We start from the raw sequence: 22814 nt of genomic DNA, 5'->3' as shown, positions 1-22814 counted from the left end.
CGTTGTCCTATCGGGGTTCACCGCGTCATCGACACCGACCGCTCGACGACCTCGTACCCCTGCGCGGCGAGCGCCTCGGCGTAGTACCGCTCGGCGACCCGCCCCTGCGGGAGCCGCCGGAGGCCGAACCGGCGCGTCGGTCGCAGTTCGAGGTCGACGACGGTCCCGCCGTCGGTCGTCTCGCGGACCGTCGCCGCGTACGAGGCCCACGGCCGACCGTCCGCCGTCCCCTCTATCTCGACCGTCGCGACCGGCGGGTGGTCGGAATCGCTCTCGCCGACCGCGGCGTCGTCGACCGCGTCCCTCCCGCTCACGTCGACGGAGAGGTCGAGCTCGACCGACTTGAGGCCGAGGAGGTACGAGAACTCGTAGGTCGCGTCCGTCCCGGGCGCGCTTCTGTCGGTAGCGGCGTCGGTCGACGCTGCCGTGTCGGCGGCGCTCCGGACCTCGTCGGCGACGCCCCACTGGAACGCGAGGTTCGGCGGTCTCGCCGACCCGAACCGCCGGACGACCGCTCCGGGCGACGCGTCCGTCCGGAGGCGAGTCGAGCCGCGCCGTCGAAACACGGGCACGCGGAGCGCGACGACGATGACGGCGCCGACCGCCACGCCGGGCCAGAACGAGATGGCGACGACCGCCGCGAGAAACGCGACGACGACGAGCAGCGCGAGGGTCCAGCCGACGGCGCGCTCCGCCCGGCGGTAGCGAGCGACGACGGACCGCACGTCCGATGCGTCTGTGTCGAGGGGCTGACTCGCGGAGGGCGAGGGCATCGCTCGCGCTTCGGGGACCGATCACATGTCCGTTTTGATCGCGCGGCCGTCGCGAGTCACACGCCGAATCAGATCCCGCCGTCGGCGTCGGGCGGCGCTCGCCCGCAGATGCTCACGAGGTCGTGGAGGTCGTCGATCTCGTAGGTCGGGTGGCAGTCCAGTTCGGTCGACCGGCGGTGAGGGCGGCGGAGGAACGCGGAGTCAATTCCCGCGTTGTCGGCCGCGCGCACGTCCGACTCGTTGTCGCCGACGAACAGCGCCGTCTCGGCGCCGAGGTCCTCGAGGGCGCGCTCGATGTAGTACGGCGAGGGCTTCTTCCGCGAGAGGCTGGCCACCGAGGGGTCGCGGCCGTACGCGACCTCGAAGTGGTCCGCGAGCCCGAAGTGGTCCAAGAGCGCGTCGACGGTCGCCTGCTGGTTCGAGGAGACGACGCCGAGGGAGGCGTCCAGCGCGCGGACGACGTCCACGTCGTCGTACGGCGTCTTCTGTCCCTCCCGGGCGGCGTCGATCTGCGCCGCCGACGCGACCTCGTCTCTGACCCGCCAGAACTCCGCCGGGTCGACGCCGTAGCGCTCGCAGATGTCGGCCAGGGTGGCGGGGTCGACCCCGACGGCGACGTCGTCGACGTGGGCGAGGTCCGGGTCCTCGACGCCGAGGCTCACGAAGGCGTCCCAGGCGGCCTCGCGGAGCGTGTCGAACGGCGTCCGCCCGACCAACACCCCGTCGTTGTCGAAGACGACGGCGTCGTACACGCATCGCCGTGGGTGGGTAACGGGCAAAAAGGTTTCACACGTCGGCCGGTCGGTGCCTCAGACGCCGAAGAGCCGGAGGAAGAGCCCGGCGAGCAGCGCCAGCGCACCGACGATCACGCCGACGAAGGGGATCGGTACCGGGAGCGGGATCACGATCAGCGCGACGCCGACGGCGATCAGCGCGGTCGAGAACCTCACGGGATCGCTTCGCCGTCGACGCTCAAATACCTTCAGGCGGATTGCGCGCGGCCGACGACCGCCCCCGGCGAGCGCGATAACTCCCGCACTTTCAATACCCGTCCCGTCGAACTCTCAGAACGGACCATGAACATCTCTGATATCGCAGTGCCGGAATACGTCGAGGTCGACGTCGACGAGCGTCTCGCCAAGGTCCGTTCTATCTTCGAGCGAGAGAACCCGAAGGGGATCGTCGTCGTCGAGGACGGCGAGTACGCCGGGGTCGTCGGGGAGAAACAGCTCATGCGCTCGCGCATGGAGGACGACACGAAGGTGTCGGCGGTGATGAAGCCGGCGCCCTCCGTCGACCGTCACGAGGACGTCCGCGAGACCGCCCGGCTCCTCGTCGAGGGCGACGTGAAGATCGCGCCCGTCTACGAGGGCGAGAAGCTCTTCGGTATCGTCACGGTCGACCAGATCCTCGAGGCCGTCCTCGACAGCCTCGACGCGATCACCGTCGGCCAGATCGCCACCGAGGACGTGATCGGCATCGGTGAGACTGAGAGCGTCGGGCGCGCCATCAACCGCCTCCGCGAGAACGGCGTCTCCCGACTGCCGGTCCTCGGCGACGACGGCGACCTCGTCGGCGTCGTCACCACGAACGACATCGTGGAGTTCGTCGTCCGCGACCAAGAGCGACAGGGCAGCGGCGACCGCGCGGGCGACATCGACCGGATGCTCGACATCCCCGTCTACGACATCATGTCGAGCCCCGTCGTCACCGCGCGGAACGCCGAGACCGCCCAGGCGGTCGTCGAGCGCATGTTCGACAACGACGTCTCCGGGCTCGTCGTCACGCCCGAGGGCGTCGACACCGTCGCCGGGATGGTGACGAAGACCGACGTGCTGCGCGCGCTCACGTTCACCGAACAGGATTCGATGGACGTCCAGATCACCAACGTCGACCTGTTGGAGGGGACCTCCCGCGAACACATCGTTGAGTCCATCGAGCAGGTCGCCGACAAGTACGCGGACATGCACGTCATCCACGCGCACGTCCGACTCCACGCGCACAAGGAGAAGCTCCGCGGCACGCCCCTGATCCAGTGTCAGATCCGCCTCCGCACCAACGAGGGTCAGGTCGGCGGCTCCGGCGAGGGGTACGGCGCCGAACACGCCTTCCACGTCGCGCTCGACAAGCTGGAGCGGAACGTCTTGGAGATCAAGGGCGTCAACGCTGACGAAGAATACCGCGGCCAGCTCCTCCGGAAGCTCGGCGACCTCTAAGTCGGTAGCGACCCGCGACGGCGGACGCGCGCTTCGCGTCGCCGTCGACAGACCCCGACCGCACCGCCGGGACGGGACCGTCTCCGGCGTGCGTTTCCGTCGCTGCGTCTCATTCTTCCCCGCCGATCACGCGTCCGAGCCCTCGGCGAGTCCGTCGCCGACGATCCGGAAGGTCGCGGTGTCGCCGGCCGGCTTCGACCGGTGCTTCTCGAGGGTGGCACGGCGGTTCCCACCGCGGTACCGGTCGACGCGCAGGATGGCCCCGGTCCAGTGGTTGAGGGTGTTCCCGCCGAGCGCGCGGTCGCGGTCGCCGTCCGGGTCGGTGAACACCTGGTTCGTGATGATCACAGCGATGTCGTGACGGCGGGCTAACGAGAGGAGGTGCGTCACCTGCTTCGCGACCTTCCGAAGCGACTCGCCGCCCTCGGTGTCACCGGCGCGCTCCAGCCGGTAGAAGCCCGTCGCGGAGTCCAACACGATCAGCTCGACCTCCTCGGCGAGCTCCTCGGCGTCGCGCACCGCCTCGCGCTGGTCGTCGAAGTCGTACGCCTCGGAGATCACGAGCCGCGAGGCGATCGAATCGACCGTCTCGTCGGTGTCCGGGTCGTCGGCGCGGCCCGCGGCCAGCTGCTCGAACCGATCGATCGAGAGCCCCTCGGTGTCGACGTAGAGGGCGCGGTCGCCGCCGGCCGCGACCTCCACCGCGGCCGCGAGCGCGAGGTTCGTCTTCCCGGCGGCCGGCGGCCCGTACACCTGCGTGACGACGCCGCGCTCGAAGCCGCCGCCCAACAGCTCGTCGACCGGGCGACAGCCGGTCGGGATCGGATCGCTCACTGTGAAGTGATCCGCCCGCGCTCGTATTTAAACGGTCGATCGCGTCGCCGTCGGGAGAGCGCCGTCCAACGTCGAAATGAGTCACTCCCCGTCGGAGAGAGCCGGCGCTCGTCGGGGTGTGATAAGTGTGAGAGAAACGGAGATAGGCGCCATTCGCGTCGAACGACGGCCGAAATCCGGTAGTGCGTGCGGACGCGCCGTCCGCTACGTGGGGGTTAGTTGCGGACGAGGTTCGTCGCGCGGGGTCCCTTGGGGGACGATTCGATGTCGAATTCCACTTCCTGACCCTCCTCGAGGTCCGGGCCGCCGACGTCTTCCATGTGGAAGAACACGTCTTCGTCGTCGTCGAGGTCGCCGTCGTCAGTCGAGATGAAACCGTAGCCGCCAGTGTCGTTGAAGAAATCAACCTTACCGTTTGCCATTGCGAATAAACGTACAGCCCGTTTGGGGATAACCCTTGCGAGGGCCACGGTACCACGGAGGTTCCGGACGTTCGTCTATCGGGGATGTTCCGTGTACGGCCGTCTCTCAGGGACGTCTCGCCGGTCTGCGGCGGTCGCGGTAGTGTTCACCGCGCGCAACCAGCCGCGGGGTTCATTTACGAGCGACTACGTAGTTCGGGCAACGACATGGAGCGCCGCCACTTCCTCCGATCGCTCGCCGCCACCGGAACCGCCGCCGGCGCGACCGCCACGGCCGGCTGCGCCGGCGTCCTCGGCGACTCCGGCGACGACGGGACGATCCTCGGCCCGCCGGAACAGAATCGCGGCGAGCCGGTCCACCCGATCCACGGCGACGAGATGCCCGAGTTCACCGTTCCCGACCCGATCGCGGGCGAGGAGATATCGACGACGCAGTTCGAGGGCGAACGCGCGTTCCTGTGGACGTCCTTCTACACCAACTGCCCCGACGGCGTCTGTCCCGCGCTCATCCTCCGGCTGCGGCGCGCGCAGGAGGTCGCCGCCGAAGAGGGGTTCGGCGACGAGGCCGCGTTCCTCCCGCTCACCTTCGACCCGGAGCGCGACACGGCGGACGTGCTCCGCGAGTACGCCGGGCAGCGCGGCGTCGACCTCGACGCCGGGAACTGGCACTTCCTCCGCCCGGAGAGCTACGAGGCGGGCGTGGAGCTGATGGACGAGAACTTCGGACTCAAGATCGAGAAGACGGACGGCGAGCAGTACGAGAACCTAGAGTACGCGTTCCCGCACTACGGGCTCATCCTGCTGGTCAACAAGCGGGGTATCGTCGAGCGGGCGTACCCGCGCGGGCCGGCCACCGACGTCGAACGGATCGTCGACGACTTCCGACGGGTGGTCACGGCGTGAGGCGACGGCACCTCCTGGCGGGGCTCGCGAGCGTCGGCGTCCTCGGCGGCGCGGGGGCCGTCGCGACCGGCGGGGTACCGGACGCGCTCGGTGGCAGCGACGCGCCCGAACTCGTCGAGCCGATAACGCTCGACACGGTCGACGCGCCGGGGAGCCGCGATGGCGAGGTGACGCTGCCCGCCCCGGACCGACCGACGTTCGTCGACTTCTTCGGGACGTGGTGTCCGCCCTGCGCCGAGCAGATGCCGGCCCTCGCGGAGGCGCACGATCGGATCGGCGACGAGGTGCTGTTCGTGTCGGTGACGACGGAGCCCGTCGGTGAGGCGGTCAGCGAGGAGACGGTGGCCGACTGGTGGCGGGAGAACGACGGCGACTGGCTCGTCGCCGCCGACGTCTCCGCCGAACTCGCGGCGCGACTCAACGTCGGAAGCTACCCGAGCGCGCGCGCCGTCGACGCCTCCGGGCGCGTCCGCTGGGCCACGTCCGGGACCCACACCACCGAGGAGTTCATCGAGGGTATACGGCAGGCGCTCGACGGATGACGGGGCGACCCGACTCATGACCGACGTCTCGCTTGCGACAAACGTCCCGCTGGCCGTGACCGCGGGTGTGACAACGTTCTTCTCGCCGTGCGCGTACCCGCTCCTGCCGGGATACGTGGGCTTCTACGTGAACTCCGTCGACGCCGACTCCGCGTCCGTCGTCGGGGCGGGGGCTCGAGGGATCGCGGCCGCGGTCGGCGTGTTAGCGACGTTCGCGCTGCTCGCGGGCGCGACCGTCCGGATCGGCTACTCGACGCTGTCGAACATCACGGTGTTCGAGACGCTCGTCGGCGGGCTGCTGATCGCCTTCGGACTGCTCGTGGTCTCCGGGCGCGCGCCGTCGATATCCGTGCCGCTGCCGGAGCGGCGGTCGAGCGTGTTTGGGTTCGGCGTCTTCGGCGCGGGGTACGCGCTGGCCGGCGCCGGCTGTGTGGCCCCGGTGTTTCTCAGCGTCGTCGCCCGGGCGATCGCGCTCCCGTCCGAGACGGCGGTACTCCTCCTCGGCGTCTACGCCGGCACCGTCGCCGTCCTGATGGCCGCGACGACCGTCGCGACGGGCGTCGGTCTCGTCAGCAACGCCAACCGGGTGATGAACCACGCGGGACTGCTGAAGCGGATCGCGGGCGCCGTGATGATCGTCGCGGGGACCGGCCAGCTGTACCTCTCGCTGGTCGTGTACTGAGGCCGGACTCGTCTCCCGAACACGGACGGGCCGCGTCTCGCTCCCCGAAACGGGTCCCGTAGATTCTTAATCGATACAGCGGAACTTCCGTACAGCCGAACCGATCGGTTCGGTCCCCGTACTATGAACCTAGACGAGTTCACCGCCGCGAACGCACCGACCGACAGCGCGGAACCGTTCCAGCGCGAGAACAGCTACACCCTAGACGTCGACGTCGACGGCACCGTCATGGCGAAGGCCGGCTCGATGGTGGCGTTCACGGGCGACGTGTCCTTCACCGGGAAGGCCTCCGCGGAGGGCGGTATCACCGGGTTCCTCAAGGAGGCCGCTACGAGCGAAGGAACGCCGATCATGGCCGTCGAGGGGCAGGGCCACGTTTACTTCGCCGACGACGGCAAGAAGGTCCAAGTCGTCGAGCTCGACGCCGGCGAGTCGATCACGGTCAACGGCGAGGACGTGCTCGCCTTCGAGGAGTCGCTCTCCTACGAGATCAACACGATCGACAGCCTCGCCGGCGCGCTCGCCGGGGGCTTCAGCAACGTCTACCTCGAGGGGCCGGGCTACGTCGCGATCACCACCCACGGCGACCCGATCGTCCTCGAACCGCCGGTGTCGACCGACCCGAGCGCGACCGTCGCGTGGAGCGGCACGTCGCCGGACGTGGAGGTCAACCGCAGCCTCTCGGACATGATCGGCCAGGAGTCGGGCGAGCGCTACCAGATGCGCTTCGGCGGCGAGGGGTTCGTCGTGGTCCAGCCGCGCGAGGAACACGTCTGAGGCGGCGACGGGAAGTCAGCCCGGTAGCCCGGGGCTATCGCGCCGCCAGCCAGCCGGCGAAGTCGCCGGTGAGGAAGCCGACGTAGTCGACGACGCCGAGGTACAGCACGACGACCACGACGATCAGGATCGGGACCCGGACCGCCCAGATCCAGACTGCGTCGAGGCCGGCGCCGTCAGCGATCCCCTTTCTGAGCTCCTCGCGGCCGACGTCCGGGATCACCCAGCCGACGAACAGCGCGAGCAGAAGCGAGCCGAGGACGAGCAGGATCCCGTCCGCGAGCCCGTCGTACAGGCCGAGGAAGATCGAGTCGATCGTGACCGGGACGCCGAGCAGGAAGACGGCGGCTCCGAGCGCGGCCGACGCGGGCACCCGGGCGACGCCGACCTCGTCGATGAGGTAGGAGACGAGCACCTCGAGGATACTGATCGCGGAGGAGAGCGCGGCGATCCCGACCATGCCGAAGAAGACGACGCCGAGGATCCGGCCGCCGGGAATGCCCGCGAACGCGGCGGTGAGGCTCACAAAGATCGTCCGCGGGCCGCCGGCGCCCGGTTCGATCCCGATCGAAAAGAGGACGGGGAAGACGACGAAGCCGACGAGGACGGCGACGAGCGTGTCCAGCGCCGCAATGATCCCGGCGTCGGCCGCGAGGTTCCGGTCCTCGCCGAGGTAGGAGGCGTACGTTATCATCACGCCCATCCCGAGCGACAGCGTGAAGAACGCCTGTCCGGCGGCGGCGGGGAGGATCTCAGTCCAGTTCGCGGCGATTGTGGCGAAGTCGGGCGAGAGGTAGTAGGCGTACGCCGCGCTCGCGCCGTCGAGGGTGAACCCGTACGCGGCCAGTCCGACGAGCAGGACGAGTATGGCCGGCACCATCACCTTCACGCTCAGTTCGATCCCCCGCCTGACGCCGGCGGCGATGATCCCGACGACGAGCAGCATGAACATGGCGTGGAAGAGGAGGGTGTCGAGCCCGGTCGAGACCGACTCGTACAGCGCGTCCGCGGCCGCCGGGTCGGCGACGGTGAACCCCTCTGTGATCCCGATGAGCGTGTAGCGCAGGAACCACCCCGCGACGACGCTGTAGTACGAGAGGATGATGAAGCCGGTGACGACGAACAGCCAGCCGGCGGACGACCAGACGCCGCTGCCCAGTTCCCGAAGCGCCCCGACTGGGTTCCGGTCGGTGCGGCGCCCGATGACGAACTCCACGAGGATCGCCGGGAACCCGATCAGCGCGACGAACGCGAGGTAGGTGATCAGAAACGACGATCCGCCGTACTGGCCGGTGATGAACGGGAACCGCCAGATGTTCCCTAGCCCGACCGCGCTCCCGACCGCGGCGAGGATGAACCCCGCCCGCGTCGCCCACGTCTCGCGTGCCATTGGTGTGCTGGATGAAATCCCTCTCCCCGATAAAAACGTGTCTCTCTGGGCCGCTTACTGCTGATAATCGAACATGATCAATCGGTCACCGGCCCGGAAACGAACGTTCGCCGCCGTGCGTCCGTCGACACGTCGGCCGGTCGGACCCGCATCGGGGACCGTGAATTTAATAGCCGGACAGGGACCTCACGAGGTATGGAACGCGTAGATGTCGCGATCGTGGGCGGCGGGCCGGCCGGGTCGTCCGCGGCGCACGCGGCCGCGACCGGCGGGGCGGACGCCTTGGTCGTCGAGAAAGGGGTCCCCCGGGCCGACCGCGACGGCCTCGGTCCCGACTCGACCGACGCGGCCGGGATCTTGGACTACTGGGTGGACATCATGGGGATCCACCCCGACGAGTTCGACGACGGAGTAATTCAACGCGAGCTGAACCGCGCCGAGTTCCGGGGGCCCGACGAGTCGGCGACGCTCACTTCCACCGGCATCGACTCCTCGTACGACAAGTTCGGCTACACCTTCCAGCGGGCGCGGTTCGACGACTGGCTCCGCGACCGAGCCGAGGAGGCCGGGGCCGAGTACCGCGTCGGGACCTCCGTTCGCGGCGTCGACACTGACCTCTCGGTGGGCCCCGCCGACGGCGACCCGCGCCACACGCTCGAAATCGCGGACGGCGGCACCGTCGGCGCCGACTTCGTCGTTCTCACCGACGGCCCGCAGCGGACGGTGACGAACCGCGTCCTCGACGAGTACCTGCCCGCGGACGCGCAGGCCTCCGAGCGCTTGGCCTCCCGGACCGCCAACCACATCGCGTATCAGGAGTATCGGCGCGTTCCCGAAGACGTGTTCGAGGAGGTCGAGGACGCGCTCGTCTTCTGGTGGGGCGTGATGCCGGGCGAGACCGCGTACCCGTGGATCTTCCCGAACGCGGACCGCGTCTGCCGGGTCGGGCTGACGATGCCGATCGGCCTCGACATGGACGAGATCGACGCCTCGGAGTACGCCCTCCTCCGCGAGGACGACGAGTCGATCCCGCAGGGCGGCGAGTACATCCGCCGACTCTTGGAGTGGCAGTACGGCGAGGAGTACGACATCGAGGAGGAGTTCCCGCTCGTCGAGGACGCGGGCAAGCGGGGCGGGACGGAGACGTACCCGATCTCGTCTACCCGGCCGATCGACTCACCCGTGGAGGCCGGCATCGCGGTCGCGGGCGGCGCGATGGGGACCACGTCGGCGTTCCACGAGGGCGGCGATCACGTCGCGGTCCGAACCGGCGCGATCGCGGGCGAACTCGCCGCCGAGGGCGACTTGGCCTCGTATAACCGCCGCTGGAAGGAAGCGATCGGCGACGAGGTCGTCCGCAACGTGACGATGGCCGACATGGTCGCGGAGTACGAGCCCGCCGACTGGGACCGCGTCATCGGCGCGGCCGACGCGATGCTCGCCGCCGAGACCGGCGACGACCTCCTCTCGCAGCCGTACCGCTCCGGGTGGGAGTCGCTCAAGCTGCTGGCCGGTTACAAGTGGAACAAGCGCCGGGTGAAGAAGGGGTACGTCGGCATCGACGAGAGCGAGTACGTGTACTGACCCGCGGACGCCGTCGACCGCGTCGCCGGCAGCGCTGCCCCCCGACGAGACCGGTCCCGCTACCGGATCACGGGCGCCGCCAGCTCCACCGGCTCCGCGTCGATCCCCGCCACGTCAACCGGTTCGGTCTCGTGGGTCGGCCACCGACCGGTCTTCGTGAGCCGCTCCGTCAGGTCCGGCGCGACGAGGTGCGTGTCCTCGCTTTTCGTTCCTCGGACCGTCGGATTCCACGCGTAGCCCATCGGCCACCGGACGGGCTCGTCGCCGTCGGGCGTCGCTATCCACTCTCGGCCCGCGAACCCGGCCGCGCCGCCCTGGTGGTGCTTCTCCCATTCGTCGGCGAAGCCGACCGCGTCGTACGCCTCTCGGATCGCCTCGAACACGTCGCCGGCGGCGTCGGGGGCGTCCGCGGACGCGGCGTCACCGTCTCCTCCGACGAGCGTCCCGGCCGCCGCGGCCTCGGTGGCTCGGATCGCGGTGGCCTCGACGCGCGCCGCGGCGCGGTGTCGCTCCTCGAACCAGTCCGGCGCGTCGAAGGCCACCGTCCGCGTCATCGAGGCGTAGAGCCCCGCCCGCTCCGCGGTGACCGAGACGAGCGCGTAGTCGCCGAGCGCGGCGTCGCTCGGGGTGTAGTGGCGGAACGCCTGCGCTCGCTCCGCGCCGCCGACGAGGACGACCGGCGTGTCCACGTCGCGGGAGGCGAGCGAGATGTCAATGCCGGCCGCGACCTCGTACTCCGGGTCGTCGGGTTCGAGGTTCCGGCAGACGGTCTCGACGGCGGCCGCGACCTCCCGACCCAGCTCGCGGTACCGCTCGACGTCGTCGTCGGTGAGGGGTTGTCGGAGCCGGCTCCCGTCGACCGCCTCGAAGCCGGGCACGTCGAAGTCCGCGGCGGCGGGCGCGGGCGACCGCTCGGCGACCGCCGCGGCGAGTGAGTCGGCGTACCACGGGAACGATTCGACCGCGAACGCGTCCGGAAGCTCCTCGTCGGCGAGCCGGTCCGCCTCGATGTCGTCGGCGATTACGCGGAGTTCGCCGTCGTAGCCAGCGGCCGCGACGCCCGTCGCCGCGTCGGCGTCCACGACGTTGTCGCCGCCGGTGAGCCACGCGAACCCGTTCGGCCGCGCGAACCAGACCGCTTCGAGTCCGCGCTCGGCGAGGTAGGCGTCCAGCCTGTCCGTGCGGGCGGCAAGGTCGACCATACGGACGGACTGTCGCCGAACGGGTAAAACCGGTCGGAAGCCGTCTGCGCGCGGACGCCGTGCGACCGCTCCGTACCCGCCGTCCGGTCGACACCGACCGACGACCCGCCTGGGCCGCGACCGTCGCCGCGCTGTCTCCCGATCGAGCCGCCGGGCCGGCCCCGCGGGCGGTTCGAAACGAAAGGTTCAATTACGTCCCACGGAAACGACGAGACGCGTCAGTAAGCCCCTTCGGGTTGGTAGTCTAGTCCGGTTATGACACCTCCTTGACATGGAGGAGGCCGGCGGTTCAAATCCGCCCCAACCCACTTTCTTGCGGCCGATACCACTCGACGGCGGGAGTCCCGGATGTAATCACCGGACGATATAGCGACGAGTTCAGCGGAGGCAGTGCGTTATTCTGTCTAACTGAACACTGAACGAGTCATCAGACTGTGATCGCAAACCCGTCGTTCGGAGAGATTTTCTGAGCAGAGATTCTTCCCTCCGAGCATAAGTTTCCGATCCGAGGCCACCTCCGAATTCGGCTCCCGATTTGCGCTACAACTCCCGGTTGTAATCGTCGCGGTCGTGGCGGTAACCGGATTGTCACTGTACCTCTCTGTGACTATGGCCGCGGCTTCCGGCCTCCTCGTCGGAACCATCGTCGCCTTGCTCGTCGCTGCTCTCGCAACGATACTCGATTAATTCCATCGGCTATCGGTGGACGGCCCGGGACGGACGCTTGATCCGGCGGTACGTCGAGGGGTCCTGATCCGCCGCGAGCCGGGGGACCTCACCGCGTCGGTCGGGGGTGGCTAATGAGAAGTTTCTTTTACCTCACCCCGGAGAATAGCGGTAGATGAGTGACCGAGGCGGTCGACCGTCGGACCGAACCGAATCCCCCGCTTCGAGCGGTGAAACGGCGGGTTCCTTCGATCCGGCGTCGCCGACCTCGTCCGCCCCGGTCGCCGACGACGGCGCGTCGACCGGGCGACTGGTCGTCGTCTGCGGGCTGCCCGGCGTCGGCAAGACGACCGTCGCCGAGCGGATCGCCGACCACGTCGACGGGCGGATCCGGCGGACCGACGTGATACGCAAGCAGCTGTTCGACGACCCGGAGTACACCGACGCGGAGACCGAGGCGGTCTACGCCGAACTGCTCGCGCGCGCTCGGGACGACGTCGACGACGGGGGCGCCGTCGTCCTCGACGCGACGTTCGCGGATGCCCGGTTCCGGGCGGACGCCCAGGAGACGGCCGCCGAGGCCGCGGCCGAGTTCGACCTCGTCGAGGTCGCCTGCGACGAGGCGGTCGTCGAGCGCCGGATCGAGCGCCGAGACGGGATCAGCGACGCCGACTTCGAGATCCACCTCCACTTCAAGGAGCTGTTCGACGAGGTGGCGTCGGAGCACGTCGTCGTCGACAACTCCGGGACCGAGGCTGAGACGTTCGCGCAGGTCGACGCGGCGTTCGGCGAGCGGGCGACCGACGGTGACGCGGCCGGGTACGACGCGACCGACGGCGACGCGACCGGCGAAGGTACGGCCGTCGAAGGTTCGACCGTTGACGGAGACGATCGGTCGACCACGCTCACCGACGCGGAGTGAGTTCGGTCCGGCGCTCCGGGGCGCCGTCGTCGTGCGAACGGATCGCGTGACGGGCGCACACACGCGTCTCCAATCACTTATACGGGCGAGCGCACAACGGAAGGTATGAGCGAAGAATCCGGGCGGAAGAACCTCCGCATGCCCAACGACGACGAAGTGTTCGCTGTAGTGACAGAACACCTCGGCGGCAACCACGTCCAACTGCGCTGCGCCGACGGCGAGGAACGACTCGGCCGGATCCCCGGCCGCATGAAGTACCGCACGTGGATCAACGAGGGCGACGTGGTCCTCGCCGAGCCGTGGGACTGGCAGGACGAGAAGGCGAACGTCGAGTGGCGGTACGATGACGAGGACGCCGACCAGCTCCGCCGCGAAGGCCACATCCAGTAGCGACGCCCGACTCGTCGGGCGAGCGGACCGCCCCGGACGCGCAGTCGTGTTGTCACCGATCGATGCTCTCGCCGCTCTTCTCGATTACGCCGCGACCCGGCAGCGGGTCGTCTCGGTCCCCGAACCGGCCAGCGGAAAGATACGGTCAGTACGGCGACGGCCACCGATTCCGCCGGAATCGGGACCGATCGAGAGCGGCCGGGGCGGCCGAGTCGCTCCGGCTCATCCTCCGTAGTGTGTAGTATTGTGGTCTATATCCAAAACCGTTATCAGTCCCGGGCGTGTACCCGGTGGTATGAGTTCGACAGAAGCCGCTCCCGCAGAACCGATCCAGCTGGACGACGCCGACGCGTTCGACGACCGAGTCGCCGAGAACGATGTCGTTCTCGTCGACTTCTACGCCGACTGGTGCGGTCCGTGCCGGATGATGGAGCCCGCCGTCGAGGCGGTCGCGAGCGACACCGACGCGGCGGTGCTGAAGGTCGACGTCGACGTCCACCAGGCCCTGGCCGGCGAGTACGGCGTCCAGGGGATCCCGACGCTGCTCGTGTTCGCCGACGGTGAGCCGGTCGAGCGTATGGTCGGCGCGCAGAGCGAGCAGGCGCTGACCGACGCGGTCGGCGAACACACCGCCTGAATCGGTCCGACAGGCGTCACACACTGAACACCCGAGACGCGGGACCGCGCCGGCCATCGCGGCCCGAGTCGCCGAAACCGACACCATGAGAACGATCCAACTCGACGACGACGGTATGACCCCGAGAGAGCTCCGCGCGGACGTCCCGGCCCTCGGCGACGCGGCGTACTTCAACTTCGGCGCGCACGGGCCGAGCCCGGAGTACGTCGTCGAGGCGGCCGAGTCCTTCATCGAGGAGCACGAGTACGGCTCCGCGACCACCGACCCGTACGGCCACGCGTTCGAGACGTACGACCGCGTTCGCGAGCGGATCGCGGCGTTCGTCGGCGCCGACCCCGAGGAGGTCGCGCTGACGGAGAGCACGACCGACGGGATCACCCGCGTCGCCGGCGCGATCGACTGGGAACCGGGCGACGTGGTCGTCCGGACCGATCTCGAACACCCGGCAGGCGTCCTCCCGTGGAAGCGCCTCGAACGCGAGGGCGTCGAAGTCCGCGTCCTCGAAACGGAGGCGGGCCGCGTCGACCGCGACGAGTACGCAGCGGCGGTCGCGGACGCCCGGCTCGTCTGTTTCAGCGCGATCACGTGGACCCACGGCACCCGCCTCCCCGTCGCCGACCTCGTTGCGGTCGCGAACGACGCGGGCGCGTTCACCCTCGTCGACGCGGTTCAGTCGCCCGGGCAGGGCGCGATGGACGTGAGCGAGTGGGGCGCCGACGCGGTCGCCGCGGCCGGCCACAAGTGGACGCTCGGCCCGTGGGGCGCCGGATTCCTCTACGTGGACCGCGACGCCGCGGCCGATCTCGCGCCCCACGCGGTCGGCTACCGCGGCGTCGAGGACCCGACCGGCGACGAGATCGAGTTCAAGCCGGCCGCAGGGCGCTTCGAGGTCGGGACGACGACGGCGGCGGCGCACGTCGGCCTCGTCGAGGCGCTCGACGCCATCGAGGCGGTCGGCCTCGACGCGATCGAGGCGCGGATCGAGGCGCTCACCGACCGGCTCAAGGACGGCGTCCCCGAGGATCGACTCCTCAGCCCGCGGGCGTTCGAGTCCGGGCTCGTGACGATCGACGTCGACGACCCGGAGGCGACCGTCGAGCGACTCGGCGAGCGGGACATCGTCGTCCGGTCGCTCCCGCACCCGGACGGGATCCGGGTGTCGGTCCACGCCGTCTCGACGGAGGCGGAGGTCGACCGGCTCCTCGACGCGCTGGAACCCGAGTGGTGACCGGCGGGACGGGTCGCCGTCCCGTTCCACGTCGCGGGGTCGCGTCGGCTCAGTCGCACGCGCCTCGACCGGACGCGTTTTAGTACTCGACGCGCAATACCGCCCATGGGATTCCACACGTTCGACGCCGAGCAGGCGTCGCAACTCGAGCGCCCGAGCCGCTACCGATGGGTCTCCGCGGAGGAGCTTATCGGCCCGCTGGTCGAGGTCGGCGCCGCGGTCGTCGCCGACCTCGGCAGCGGTACCGGCTTCTACACCGACGCCGTCGCCGAACACGCCGAGACCGTCTACGGCGTCGACGTCCAGTCGGAGATGCACGAGTACTACCGCGACAAGGGGCTCCCGGAGAACGTCGACCTCGTCGCGAGCGACGTCTCGGACCTCCCCCTCGCCGACGGCGAACTCGACGGGGCGTGCTCGACGATGACGTACCACGAGTTCGCGAGTCCGGACGCGATCGGCGAGCTCGCCCGCGTCCTCCGCTCCGACGGGCGGCTCGTCGTGTTCGACTGGTCGGCCGACGGCGACGGCGACCACGGGCCGCCGGTCGACGAGCGCTTCGCTGCGCGCGACGCGCGCGAAACGCTCGTCGACGCCGGGTTCGAGATCGAGCGCGCCGAGACGCGGACCGAAACGTTCGGCGTCGTCGCGCGGGCACCCTAAACGACCGTCCCGTATCTGTCCGAAACCGCCGCCACACCGTCGCATTCGAACGTTCGTGAAGAAATACCGTTAGGTGTATCCAGCCCGTACGAGGGGTATGTCCGTCCGTCACCGATCGGTAGCCGTCGCCGCGCTCGCCATGTTCGCGACGCTCGCCGCGCGACCGGCCGCGGCCCACGTCGACTACGTCACCGAGGACTCCGGCGACCCGCTCGACGCTGTGGCGTTCGTCATCGAGGTGCTCTCGGACCCGTTCAACGCGGCGCTGTTCGCGGGGTCCGGAGCGCTCGGGCTCGTCGGCATCGCGGCGTACCTCTGGGTGCGACCGACGATCGTCGACATCGTCGTCCTCCGCGAAAAGCTCGCCGGGTACGCCGACCTCGTCCCGTGGATGCTCCGCCTCGCCGTCGGGCTCCCGCTCGTCGGCGCCGGCTTCGAGGGGTATCTCTTCGCGCCGACGCTCGCGTTCGACACCGGGGCGAGCCCGCTCTTCCGGGTGCTGTTCATCGGGCTCGGGTTCTTCACCCTCTTCGGGCTGGCGACGCGGATCACCGCGACGGTCGGCCTGCTGACGTACGCGTGGGTGTTCCTCGCGGTCGACCCCCTCGTCTTCCTCGCCGTGGAGTACGTCCCGGTGTTCCTCGCGCTGCTGATCCTCGGCGGCGGCCGCCCGAGCGCCGACGACATGCTGCTGGCGGTCGCGAGCACGCCGGGCTCGTACTACGGCCGGGTCGACCCCGTCCAGTACCTCAAGTCGTTCCTCGACGAGTCGACGGCCCCGCTGCGGCGCTACGTCCCGACGGTGCTCCGGGTCGGGATGGGCGTCTCGTTCGTCTACCTCGGCCTCATTCAGAAGCTCGCCGACCCCGCGAGCGCGCTCCAGGTTGTCGAGAAGTACGACCTCACGGCGGTGGTCCCGGTCGACCCGGGGCTGTGGGTCGTCGGCGCGGGGGTGACCGAGGTCGCCGTGGGGCTCGCGCTGATCGCGGGTTTCTTCACCCGCGGCGCGGCCGCGCTCTCGTTCGTCCTGTTCACGACGACCCTGTTCGGGCTCCCGGACGACCCCGTCCTCGCGCACGTGGCGCTGTTCGGGATGGCGTCGGCGGTGTTCACGCTCGGCTCCGGCCCGCTCGCGTTCGACTACTGGTTCGGTCGGCCGGCGCTCGACGGCGACGACTCGGCGGTCGCGGCGGACTGACCGCGACGGGTGCTCGTCCGTGACGGGCCACGACCGCGGGCGGGCGCCGCGACCGCGACCCCCCGCCGGCTTTTAAGTTACTCTCGCGCGGTGAGGGAGGTATGCGAGTGGACCTCGGCAACGCCCTGGCGACGACGCCCGGGCTCACGACGGCAACGCTGGACCGACTCGACGACCGCGTCGCGGCCGCGCACGAGCGGATCGCGGCCGGGATGGCCGACGACGAGTTCGGGTACGCCGCCCTGACGCTCCCCGAGACCGCGGACCCGGACGCGATCTACGCCGCGGTCGAGGGGTTCGACCGCCCCGAGGCGGTGCTGACGGTCGGGATCGGTGGCAGCGCGCTCGGCGCGGCGACGCTGTCGAACGCCCTCGACAGCGACGTGGACGCGTACGTCCTCGACAACGTCGACCCCGACGAGACGCGGCGCCGCCTCGCCGACCTCCCGCTCGACAACACCGTCGTCAACGTGGTGTCGAAGTCGGGGACGACCGCGGAGACGCTCGCGAACTTCCTCGTCGTCCGCGAGGCGATGGCCGACGCGGGCGTCGACTGGACCGAGCGCACCCTCGTCACGACGGGCGAGTCGGGGAACCTCCGCCGGCTGGCCGACCGCCACGACCTTCCGTCGCTCCCGGTGCCCGACGGCGTCCCCGGGCGCTTCTCGGCGCTGTCGACGGTCGGGCTCGCCGTCGCCGCGCTCCAGGGCCACGACGTCGAGGCCGTCCTCGCAGGGGGCCGCGACGGGATGGACGCGCTCGCCGGGTCGCTGTACGACTCGCCCGCGTACGCCTACGGGGCGGCGACGTACGCGCTCGCGGAGCGGGGCGCGCTCACCAACGCCGTGATGCCGTACGCCGAGTCGCTGGAGACGTTCGCGGAGTGGTTCGCCCAACTGTGGGCCGAGAGCCTCGGGAAGGACGGGCTGGGGCAGACCCCGGCGCGCGCGCTCGGGGCGACCGATCAACACTCCCAGCTCCAGCTGTACCGCGCCGGGCCACCCGACAAGCTGGTGACGCTCGTCCGGCCGACAGAGCGCGCCGACGCGCCGATCCCCGAGACGGACCTCGACGGGCTCGCGTACCTCGGCGGCTCGTCGCTCGGCGGCCTGCTCGACGCCGAGTTCGAGGCGACTGAGGCGAGCCTCGCGGCCGCCGACGTCCCCAACGTGCGGGTCGAGATCGACCGCGTCGACGAACGCGCGCTCGGCGAACTCCTGTTCGGGATGGAGGCCGCTTGCGTGCTGTACGGCGAGCTCGCGAGCGTCTCGACGTTCACCCAGCCCGCCGTCGAATGGGGCAAGAAGGCGGCCCGCGGGCTGCTCGGCGGCGGCGACTTCGAGGAGGCCGAGGCGGTCGCGGAGAAGCGCGAGCTGCGAATAGACTGATCTGCTCTGCGAGTGGGGACGTCGTCGGCGCCGATCCCCTTCCGGTGCGTCTAAAGCCCTTGCGAGTCGTGTTCACTGTAATGAGCGACGACCCCTTGGCCTCGGCGGTCGGCCAGCGCGTGTTCCGCGTCGCGAGCGCCCTGTTCGCGATCGTGTTCGCGCTCCTCGTCGCGAGCGCGATCACCGCGCCGGGCGCGGAGCTGGCCGCCTCCCTCGGGCTGGTGTCGGAGGGCACGACCGGCTACCAGCTCCTTCAGACGCTGCTCCAGTTCGTCGGGTTCGCGATCGCGGTCGCCGGCTACCTCGCGATCACCGACCAGTGGACGCTCGCCCGGATCTCCCGCCCTGACGCCCGCGAAGCGGCGATCATCGTCGGCGGGGGTATCGCCCTCTTCGCGTTCCAGTACGGCGCGCTGTTCGCGCTCGATCAGGTCGGCCTCTCGACCGGGCAGAATCAGGCGGTCGTCCCCGCCGGCGACCCCGTCCCGTACTACCTCGCGATGATCGCGGTGTCGCTCGCGGTGGTCGGCCCGGTCGAGGAGCTGCTGTTCCGCGGCGTCGTCCAAGGCACCGTCCGCCGCGCGTTCGACGCGGTCCCCGCGGTGCTCATCGCGAGCCTCGCGTTCGGGCTGATCCACCTCCCCTCGGTCTCGGGGACGCCGGTCGAGCAGTGGGCGTACGTCGGTATCGTGGTCGTGTTGGGGTCCGTCCTCGGCGCGTTCTACGAGTGGACGGACAACGTGGTGGTGCCGGGGCTGGTCCACGGCATCTACAACGCGGTCACCTACGCGGTGCTGCTCGCGCAGGCCCTCTGAGGGGCACCGGTTCAGTACGTCTCTTTCCCCCACCGCAGGTCGTCGTAGGTCGCCTGCTGGTCGCTGCCGAGCCGCTCCTCGAACTTCCGGCGGAGCGCCGCCTTCTCGCTGGCTGAGATGCGCGCCAGCGCGTCCGCCTTCGCGACCGGCTCCGGCGGGCCGCGGGTCGCCGCCACCTCGGCGACCACCTGCCGGGTGAGCCGTTCGCGGGTCCCCGCGTCGCGGGTGAACGCGTACGGCGCCTCCAGCTTGTAGGTCACGTCGGTCCGCGGGTCGTAGACGACCATGAACGTGGGCTCGTACAGCTCGGGGTCGAGCTCGCGGTCGACACCGAGCGCGTCGCCGTCGGCGGCCATCGGCGCGTCCGCGCCGCCGCGGCTGCGGAACCACGTGGTGAACGTGAGGTCGTCGTGGAGCCGCGCGCCGCGCTCTGCGCCCCGGTCGTCGTCGGTGAACTCTCCGTCGCCGGCGGCCCCGTACGGCTCGCGGCGCTCCAACAGCCGGGTGAACAGCGCGGTGTCGTCGGGCCACGGCGACTCGACGCCGGCGCGCGAGAGCGCGCGGACGGCGGTGCCGCTCGCGGGGTTCTTCACGAAGCCGGCCAGCGGCACGTCGCGCTCGACGAACCGCTCGACGAGGCGGACGTACTTCTCGATCACCGCGCGCGGCTTCGCCTCGCGGGCGAGCGCGCCGAGCTCCGGGTCGCGGTCGGCCCACGTGAACAGCTCCTTCGGGTAGATGGGACCGTCGAGGACGAGCAGGTCCTCCACCCGGTCGGCATGGTCGAGCGCGTGGGTCCCCTCCGCGAGGTATAAGGCGAGCGCGTGGACGACCCGCTCCGCGTAGCGGTTCACCCGCGGGACGTGGAGGACGCGCTGCTTGGTGTGGCCCTCGTCGCGGCGCGTCCACTCGCTGTCGAAGCCGGCGGTCGAGTCGCCGGCGTGGACGGTGGCCACGATGGTGCGGTCGCGGTGGAGGTCGAGGTCGGTCGGCGAGCTCGCCATCGCCGCGTGGGCGACGTCGACGACGAGGCCGTTCTTGAACGTCGTCGGGTTGATCGTCCCCGAGTCGAGCCCGTGGACCGCCTCGAACGGGCGCTCGGCGAGCGCCACGTCGTCGATGGCGGCCCGATGGCGCTCGTGGTCGCCGAGCGCCGCGAGCACGACCCGGCCGTCGCGGCGTAGTTCGGGGAGCCACTCCCGCCAGACGCGCTCGGCGAGGTCGTCGTGGTCCGTCGCGTCCACGTCGCCGCCGATGCCGTACGCGAGCCGGGCGATGTTCTCGACGTGGATCGGATCGAGCGTCACGACCGTACGGCGGGCCGGACCAATATAAAAGGCGTCGGCCGCGCGGTCGACGACCTGGGCGCCCGGCGTGAGTTCGCTCAGCGGGGGTTCACTCGGCGGGAGTTCGCTCAGTGAAACCGGTTCCGTCCGGTGAAGTTCGTGTCACTCAATGAGGTCATTCCGCCCGCCGAGACGAACGTGTTCGATCATCGCCGAACAATCGGCAACGTCGTGGGGTAAATTGTGTCAGCGCGATATCACTCAGCGGCTTAATTACCAGCGTCTCAGGACCTGAGAGACGGTATCAGCGATAATATCTGGAGGCGACGTGTTTTTATACCGTGCGACAATCGTCGCCCATGGCAGAGACTGCGACCGGCGTGGACGCGGGGGGATCGGGCGGGCTGGCGGAGAGCGTGCGGGACGTGATCCGCTACATCCCGGACGGCACCTCGATGCCGGAGGAGATGTGGAGCCCGCGGCATCGGAACATCCTGATTTCGATCGCGGTCCAGGTGCCGCTGCTGATCGGGCTCGGCCTCTACAACGGGACGGAGTCGTTCACCGGCGCGCAGATTCCGGCGACGCCGCTGTGGATGCTCGGCGGGTTCGTCGCCGTCATCCTCGGCACCGGCGCGCTGGCAAGCTGGTCGCGGCTCGGCCGCCGCCAGCGGACGGTGCTCTCCGCGTTCAGCCTCATGACCGTCTCGATGGCGATGGTCAAGCTGTCGGGCGGCTACATCGAGGCGCACTTCAGCTTCTTCGTGTTTATCGGGGTGCTCGCGCTGTACGAGGACTGGCTCCCGTTCGCCGTCGGCGTCGTGTACGTGGCGGTCGGCCACGGCGCGTTCAGCCTCATCGATTCGAGTCTCGTCTACAACCACACCGCGGCGATACAGAACCCGATCGTCTGGGGCGGCATTCACGCGGTCTTCGTCCTCGCGCTGGCCAGCGCGCTGATGGTCAACTGGTACTCGATCGAGAAGTCGCGCGAGGCGGCGCGCGAGCAGCTGGAACTGGCGGAGCGGAAGCAGGCGGAGATCCAGGACGTCGAGGCGGCGAAGGCGGAGGTCGAGGAGCGCCGGGAGGAGGTCGAGCGGCTGAACAGCCACCTCGAGACGAAGGCGGACGACTACAGCGCCGCGATGGGCCGGGCGGCAGACGGCGACCTCACGGTCCGGCTCGACGCGGAGAGCGAGAGCGAGGCGATGGCGCAGATCGGCGCGGCGTTCAACGAGATGATGGAGGACATCGACGCGGCGATGGGCGAGGTGCGGTCGTTCGCGCAGGACGTGTCGACCGCGAGCGCGGACACGGTCGACGGCGTCGAGACCGCGTCCGACCGGAGCGAGGCCGTCAGCCGGTCGGTCACGGAGATCGCCGAGGGCGCCGACGAGCAGCGCGAGATGCTGCGGCAGGTGTCCGACGAGATGAACGACCTCTCGGCGACGATCGAGGAGGTCGCCTCCTCGACCGAGACGGTCGTCTCGGTCGCCGAGCAGACCGCCGACATCGCCGACGAGGGCGAGGAGACCGCCGAGGCGGCGATCGGCCGCGTCGAGGAGTCGCGCGAGGCGCTCGACTCGGCCGCGGGGACCGTCCAGCAGCTCGACGACCGGATGGAGGACATCGGCGAGATCGTCGACCTCATCGGCGACATCGCCGAGCAGACGAACCTGCTCGCCTTGAACGCGAACATCGAGGCCGCCCGCGCGGGTGGCAGCGGCGGCGGGAGCGACGGGTTCGCGGTCGTCGCCGACGAGGTGAAGCAGCTCGCGGAGGAGACGCAGGACGCCGCCACCGAGATCGAGGAGCTCATCGGCGCCACGCAGTCGCAGACCGAGGGGACCGTCGAGGCGGTCCGGAGCGCCGAGGAGAACATCGCCGCCGGGGCCGACGCCGTCGAGGACGCCGCGGACGCGTTCGCGCGGGTGTCGGAGAACGCCGCGGAGACCGACGAGGGGATCCGCGAGATCAGCCGGGCCACCGACGATCAGGCGGCCAGCACTGAGGAGACCGTCTCGATGGCCGAGGAGGTCGCGGAGATCAGCGGGTCGACCGCCGACGAGGCCGACGCGGTCGCCGAGGCCGCTGACGAGCAGCTAACCGCGATGAGCGAGGCGACGACGGCGGCCGGGTCGCTCGCGGAGCAGGCGGAGCGGCTCGGCTCGCTCGTCCGGGACTTCGACGTCTCCGGCGGCGGGACCGGTCCCGCGTCGGGCCCCGGCCCGAGCGCGGCGGTCGGCGACGGCGGCCAGCGCGAGTAGACGCGCGGCGACGAGACGTTTTTCCGCGG

23 protein-coding genes and 1 tRNA gene are annotated in these 22814 nt (G+C 70.1%); 16 read left to right on the top strand and 8 right to left on the bottom strand.

Annotation, left to right across the window (positions count from 1 at the left end):
* Window positions 1-17: 17 nt before the first annotated feature.
* The 3 genes from EXE47_RS09870 to EXE47_RS18705 all read right to left on the bottom strand — a co-directional run bounded on the left by EXE47_RS09870 (window position 18) and on the right by EXE47_RS18705 (window position 1723).
* Window positions 18-773 carry a hypothetical protein gene (locus EXE47_RS09870; RefSeq protein ID WP_049930833.1) on the bottom strand — a complete coding sequence of 252 codons (756 nt, stop codon included), beginning with the start codon at window positions 771-773 and terminating at the stop codon, window positions 18-20.
* A gap of 68 nt (window positions 774-841) precedes the next feature.
* Entirely contained in the window at window positions 842-1525 is a 684-nt protein-coding gene (locus EXE47_RS09865; protein WP_049930835.1) for an HAD family hydrolase, read from the bottom strand.
* Between the two features lie 57 nt (window positions 1526-1582).
* A complete protein-coding gene (locus EXE47_RS18705; RefSeq protein ID WP_167373089.1) occupies window positions 1583-1723 on the bottom strand; it encodes a hypothetical protein in 141 nt (46 codons plus the stop codon).
* 126 nt (window positions 1724-1849) lie between these two features.
* Between EXE47_RS18705 and EXE47_RS09860 the strand changes: the two genes are divergently transcribed.
* A complete protein-coding gene (locus EXE47_RS09860; protein WP_049930836.1) occupies window positions 1850-2989 on the top strand; it encodes a CBS domain-containing protein in 1140 nt (379 codons plus the stop codon).
* A gap of 126 nt (window positions 2990-3115) precedes the next feature.
* Here the strand turns inward: EXE47_RS09860 and radB are convergent, their stop codons facing one another.
* Window positions 3116-3823 carry a DNA repair and recombination protein RadB gene (gene radB, locus EXE47_RS09855; protein ID WP_086219108.1) on the bottom strand — a complete coding sequence of 236 codons (708 nt, stop codon included), beginning with the start codon at window positions 3821-3823 and terminating at the stop codon, window positions 3116-3118.
* 215 nt (window positions 3824-4038) lie between these two features.
* A complete protein-coding gene (locus EXE47_RS09850) occupies window positions 4039-4245 on the bottom strand; it encodes a cold-shock protein (RefSeq protein ID WP_004595330.1) in 207 nt (68 codons plus the stop codon).
* Between the two features lie 207 nt (window positions 4246-4452).
* Here EXE47_RS09850 and EXE47_RS09845 point away from each other — a divergent pair, with 207 nt between their 5' ends.
* The 4 genes from EXE47_RS09845 (at window position 4453) to EXE47_RS09830 (ending at window position 7149) form a co-directional block, all read left to right on the top strand.
* Window positions 4453-5148 carry an SCO family protein gene (locus EXE47_RS09845; RefSeq protein WP_089308595.1) on the top strand — a complete coding sequence of 232 codons (696 nt, stop codon included), beginning with the start codon at window positions 4453-4455 and terminating at the stop codon, window positions 5146-5148.
* Window positions 5145-5690, top strand: coding sequence for a TlpA disulfide reductase family protein (locus EXE47_RS09840; RefSeq protein WP_007345106.1), 546 nt, complete (start codon window positions 5145-5147; stop codon window positions 5688-5690). Before EXE47_RS09845 ends, EXE47_RS09840 begins: the two co-directional genes overlap by 4 nt.
* A 16-nt stretch (window positions 5691-5706) precedes the next feature.
* Window positions 5707-6372, top strand: coding sequence for a cytochrome c biogenesis protein CcdA (locus tag EXE47_RS09835; RefSeq protein ID WP_089308594.1), 666 nt, complete (start codon window positions 5707-5709; stop codon window positions 6370-6372).
* Window positions 6373-6495: 123 nt separating this feature from the next.
* Window positions 6496-7149 (top strand): AIM24 family protein, encoded by a 654-nt coding sequence (locus tag EXE47_RS09830; RefSeq protein ID WP_049930842.1) that lies wholly within the window; start codon window positions 6496-6498, stop codon window positions 7147-7149.
* A 34-nt stretch (window positions 7150-7183) separates the two neighbouring features.
* Here the strand turns inward: EXE47_RS09830 and EXE47_RS09825 are convergent, their stop codons facing one another.
* Window positions 7184-8539 carry a sodium-dependent transporter gene (locus tag EXE47_RS09825; protein ID WP_049930843.1) on the bottom strand — a complete coding sequence of 452 codons (1356 nt, stop codon included), beginning with the start codon at window positions 8537-8539 and terminating at the stop codon, window positions 7184-7186.
* A gap of 195 nt (window positions 8540-8734) precedes the next feature.
* Here EXE47_RS09825 and EXE47_RS09820 point away from each other — a divergent pair, with 195 nt between their 5' ends.
* Window positions 8735-10123 carry an NAD(P)/FAD-dependent oxidoreductase gene (locus EXE47_RS09820; RefSeq protein ID WP_089308593.1) on the top strand — a complete coding sequence of 463 codons (1389 nt, stop codon included), beginning with the start codon at window positions 8735-8737 and terminating at the stop codon, window positions 10121-10123.
* 59 nt (window positions 10124-10182) lie between these two features.
* Here the strand turns inward: EXE47_RS09820 and EXE47_RS09815 are convergent, their stop codons facing one another.
* The gene (locus EXE47_RS09815) at window positions 10183-11325 is read right to left on the bottom strand and encodes a Xaa-Pro peptidase family protein (protein ID WP_089308592.1); all 1143 of its coding nucleotides are present in this window, start codon (window positions 11323-11325) and stop codon (window positions 10183-10185) included.
* 233 nt (window positions 11326-11558) lie between these two features.
* Between EXE47_RS09815 and EXE47_RS09810 the strand changes: the two genes are divergently transcribed.
* The 9 genes from EXE47_RS09810 to EXE47_RS09770 all read left to right on the top strand — a co-directional run bounded on the left by EXE47_RS09810 (window position 11559) and on the right by EXE47_RS09770 (window position 19232).
* Window positions 11559-11633 (top strand) — tRNA-Val (locus tag EXE47_RS09810).
* Between the two features lie 533 nt (window positions 11634-12166).
* Window positions 12167-12913 carry an AAA family ATPase gene (locus EXE47_RS09805; protein ID WP_049930848.1) on the top strand — a complete coding sequence of 249 codons (747 nt, stop codon included), beginning with the start codon at window positions 12167-12169 and terminating at the stop codon, window positions 12911-12913.
* 105 nt (window positions 12914-13018) lie between these two features.
* Window positions 13019-13303, top strand: coding sequence for a translation initiation factor eIF-1A (locus EXE47_RS09800; RefSeq protein WP_049930850.1), 285 nt, complete (start codon window positions 13019-13021; stop codon window positions 13301-13303).
* 295 nt (window positions 13304-13598) lie between these two features.
* Complete coding sequence (trxA, locus tag EXE47_RS09795; RefSeq protein ID WP_049930851.1) at window positions 13599-13940, top strand: thioredoxin; 342 nt, start codon at window positions 13599-13601, stop codon at window positions 13938-13940.
* 85 nt (window positions 13941-14025) lie between these two features.
* The gene (locus EXE47_RS09790; RefSeq protein WP_137708254.1) at window positions 14026-15168 is read left to right on the top strand and encodes an aminotransferase class V-fold PLP-dependent enzyme; all 1143 of its coding nucleotides are present in this window, start codon (window positions 14026-14028) and stop codon (window positions 15166-15168) included.
* A gap of 105 nt (window positions 15169-15273) precedes the next feature.
* Window positions 15274-15831 (top strand): class I SAM-dependent methyltransferase, encoded by a 558-nt coding sequence (locus EXE47_RS09785; RefSeq protein WP_089308591.1) that lies wholly within the window; start codon window positions 15274-15276, stop codon window positions 15829-15831.
* 97 nt (window positions 15832-15928) lie between these two features.
* Window positions 15929-17029, top strand: a complete 1101-nt coding sequence (locus EXE47_RS09780) for a DoxX family protein (protein ID WP_089308590.1) — start codon at window positions 15929-15931, stop codon at window positions 17027-17029.
* A gap of 101 nt (window positions 17030-17130) precedes the next feature.
* The gene (locus EXE47_RS09775; RefSeq protein ID WP_089308589.1) at window positions 17131-18417 is read left to right on the top strand and encodes a glucose-6-phosphate isomerase; all 1287 of its coding nucleotides are present in this window, start codon (window positions 17131-17133) and stop codon (window positions 18415-18417) included.
* Window positions 18418-18497: 80 nt separating this feature from the next.
* The gene (locus EXE47_RS09770) at window positions 18498-19232 is read left to right on the top strand and encodes a CPBP family intramembrane glutamic endopeptidase (RefSeq protein ID WP_089308588.1); all 735 of its coding nucleotides are present in this window, start codon (window positions 18498-18500) and stop codon (window positions 19230-19232) included.
* An 11-nt stretch (window positions 19233-19243) separates the two neighbouring features.
* Here the strand turns inward: EXE47_RS09770 and EXE47_RS09765 are convergent, their stop codons facing one another.
* On the bottom strand, window positions 19244-20539 hold the full coding sequence (locus tag EXE47_RS09765) for a DNA double-strand break repair nuclease NurA (protein WP_089308587.1): 1296 nt from the start codon (window positions 20537-20539) through the stop codon (window positions 19244-19246).
* A gap of 338 nt (window positions 20540-20877) precedes the next feature.
* Between EXE47_RS09765 and EXE47_RS09760 the strand changes: the two genes are divergently transcribed.
* Window positions 20878-22785 carry a methyl-accepting chemotaxis protein gene (locus EXE47_RS09760; protein ID WP_049930862.1) on the top strand — a complete coding sequence of 636 codons (1908 nt, stop codon included), beginning with the start codon at window positions 20878-20880 and terminating at the stop codon, window positions 22783-22785.
* The last annotated feature ends 29 nt before the right edge of the window (window positions 22786-22814 follow it).

The organism is Halorubrum sp. GN12_10-3_MGM (assembly GCF_005435235.1).
GTDB lineage: Archaea > Halobacteriota > Halobacteria > Halobacteriales > Haloferacaceae > Halorubrum > Halorubrum ezzemoulense.
Note: the sequence above shows the minus strand (reverse complement) of the source record. Positions and strands in the feature narration are given on the sequence as shown.

Coding starts and splice junctions, on each gene's coding strand:
- EXE47_RS09870 (WP_049930833.1), bottom strand. CDS start 773: ATGCCCTCGCCCTCCGCGAGTCAGCCCCTCGACACAGACGCATCGGAC.
- EXE47_RS09860 (WP_049930836.1), top strand. CDS start 1,850: ATGAACATCTCTGATATCGCAGTGCCGGAATACGTCGAGGTCGACGTC.
- EXE47_RS09850 (WP_004595330.1), bottom strand. CDS start 4,245: ATGGCAAACGGTAAGGTTGATTTCTTCAACGACACTGGCGGCTACGGT.
- EXE47_RS09845 (WP_089308595.1), top strand. CDS start 4,453: ATGGAGCGCCGCCACTTCCTCCGATCGCTCGCCGCCACCGGAACCGCC.
- EXE47_RS09835 (WP_089308594.1), top strand. CDS start 5,707: ATGACCGACGTCTCGCTTGCGACAAACGTCCCGCTGGCCGTGACCGCG.
- EXE47_RS09830 (WP_049930842.1), top strand. CDS start 6,496: ATGAACCTAGACGAGTTCACCGCCGCGAACGCACCGACCGACAGCGCG.
- EXE47_RS09825 (WP_049930843.1), bottom strand. CDS start 8,539: ATGGCACGCGAGACGTGGGCGACGCGGGCGGGGTTCATCCTCGCCGCG.
- EXE47_RS09820 (WP_089308593.1), top strand. CDS start 8,735: ATGGAACGCGTAGATGTCGCGATCGTGGGCGGCGGGCCGGCCGGGTCG.
- EXE47_RS09815 (WP_089308592.1), bottom strand. CDS start 11,325: ATGGTCGACCTTGCCGCCCGCACGGACAGGCTGGACGCCTACCTCGCC.
- EXE47_RS09805 (WP_049930848.1), top strand. CDS start 12,167: ATGAGTGACCGAGGCGGTCGACCGTCGGACCGAACCGAATCCCCCGCT.
- EXE47_RS09800 (WP_049930850.1), top strand. CDS start 13,019: ATGAGCGAAGAATCCGGGCGGAAGAACCTCCGCATGCCCAACGACGAC.
- trxA (WP_049930851.1), top strand. CDS start 13,599: ATGAGTTCGACAGAAGCCGCTCCCGCAGAACCGATCCAGCTGGACGAC.
- EXE47_RS09790 (WP_137708254.1), top strand. CDS start 14,026: ATGAGAACGATCCAACTCGACGACGACGGTATGACCCCGAGAGAGCTC.
- EXE47_RS09785 (WP_089308591.1), top strand. CDS start 15,274: ATGGGATTCCACACGTTCGACGCCGAGCAGGCGTCGCAACTCGAGCGC.
- EXE47_RS09780 (WP_089308590.1), top strand. CDS start 15,929: ATGTCCGTCCGTCACCGATCGGTAGCCGTCGCCGCGCTCGCCATGTTC.
- EXE47_RS09775 (WP_089308589.1), top strand. CDS start 17,131: ATGCGAGTGGACCTCGGCAACGCCCTGGCGACGACGCCCGGGCTCACG.
- EXE47_RS09770 (WP_089308588.1), top strand. CDS start 18,498: ATGAGCGACGACCCCTTGGCCTCGGCGGTCGGCCAGCGCGTGTTCCGC.
- EXE47_RS09760 (WP_049930862.1), top strand. CDS start 20,878: ATGGCAGAGACTGCGACCGGCGTGGACGCGGGGGGATCGGGCGGGCTG.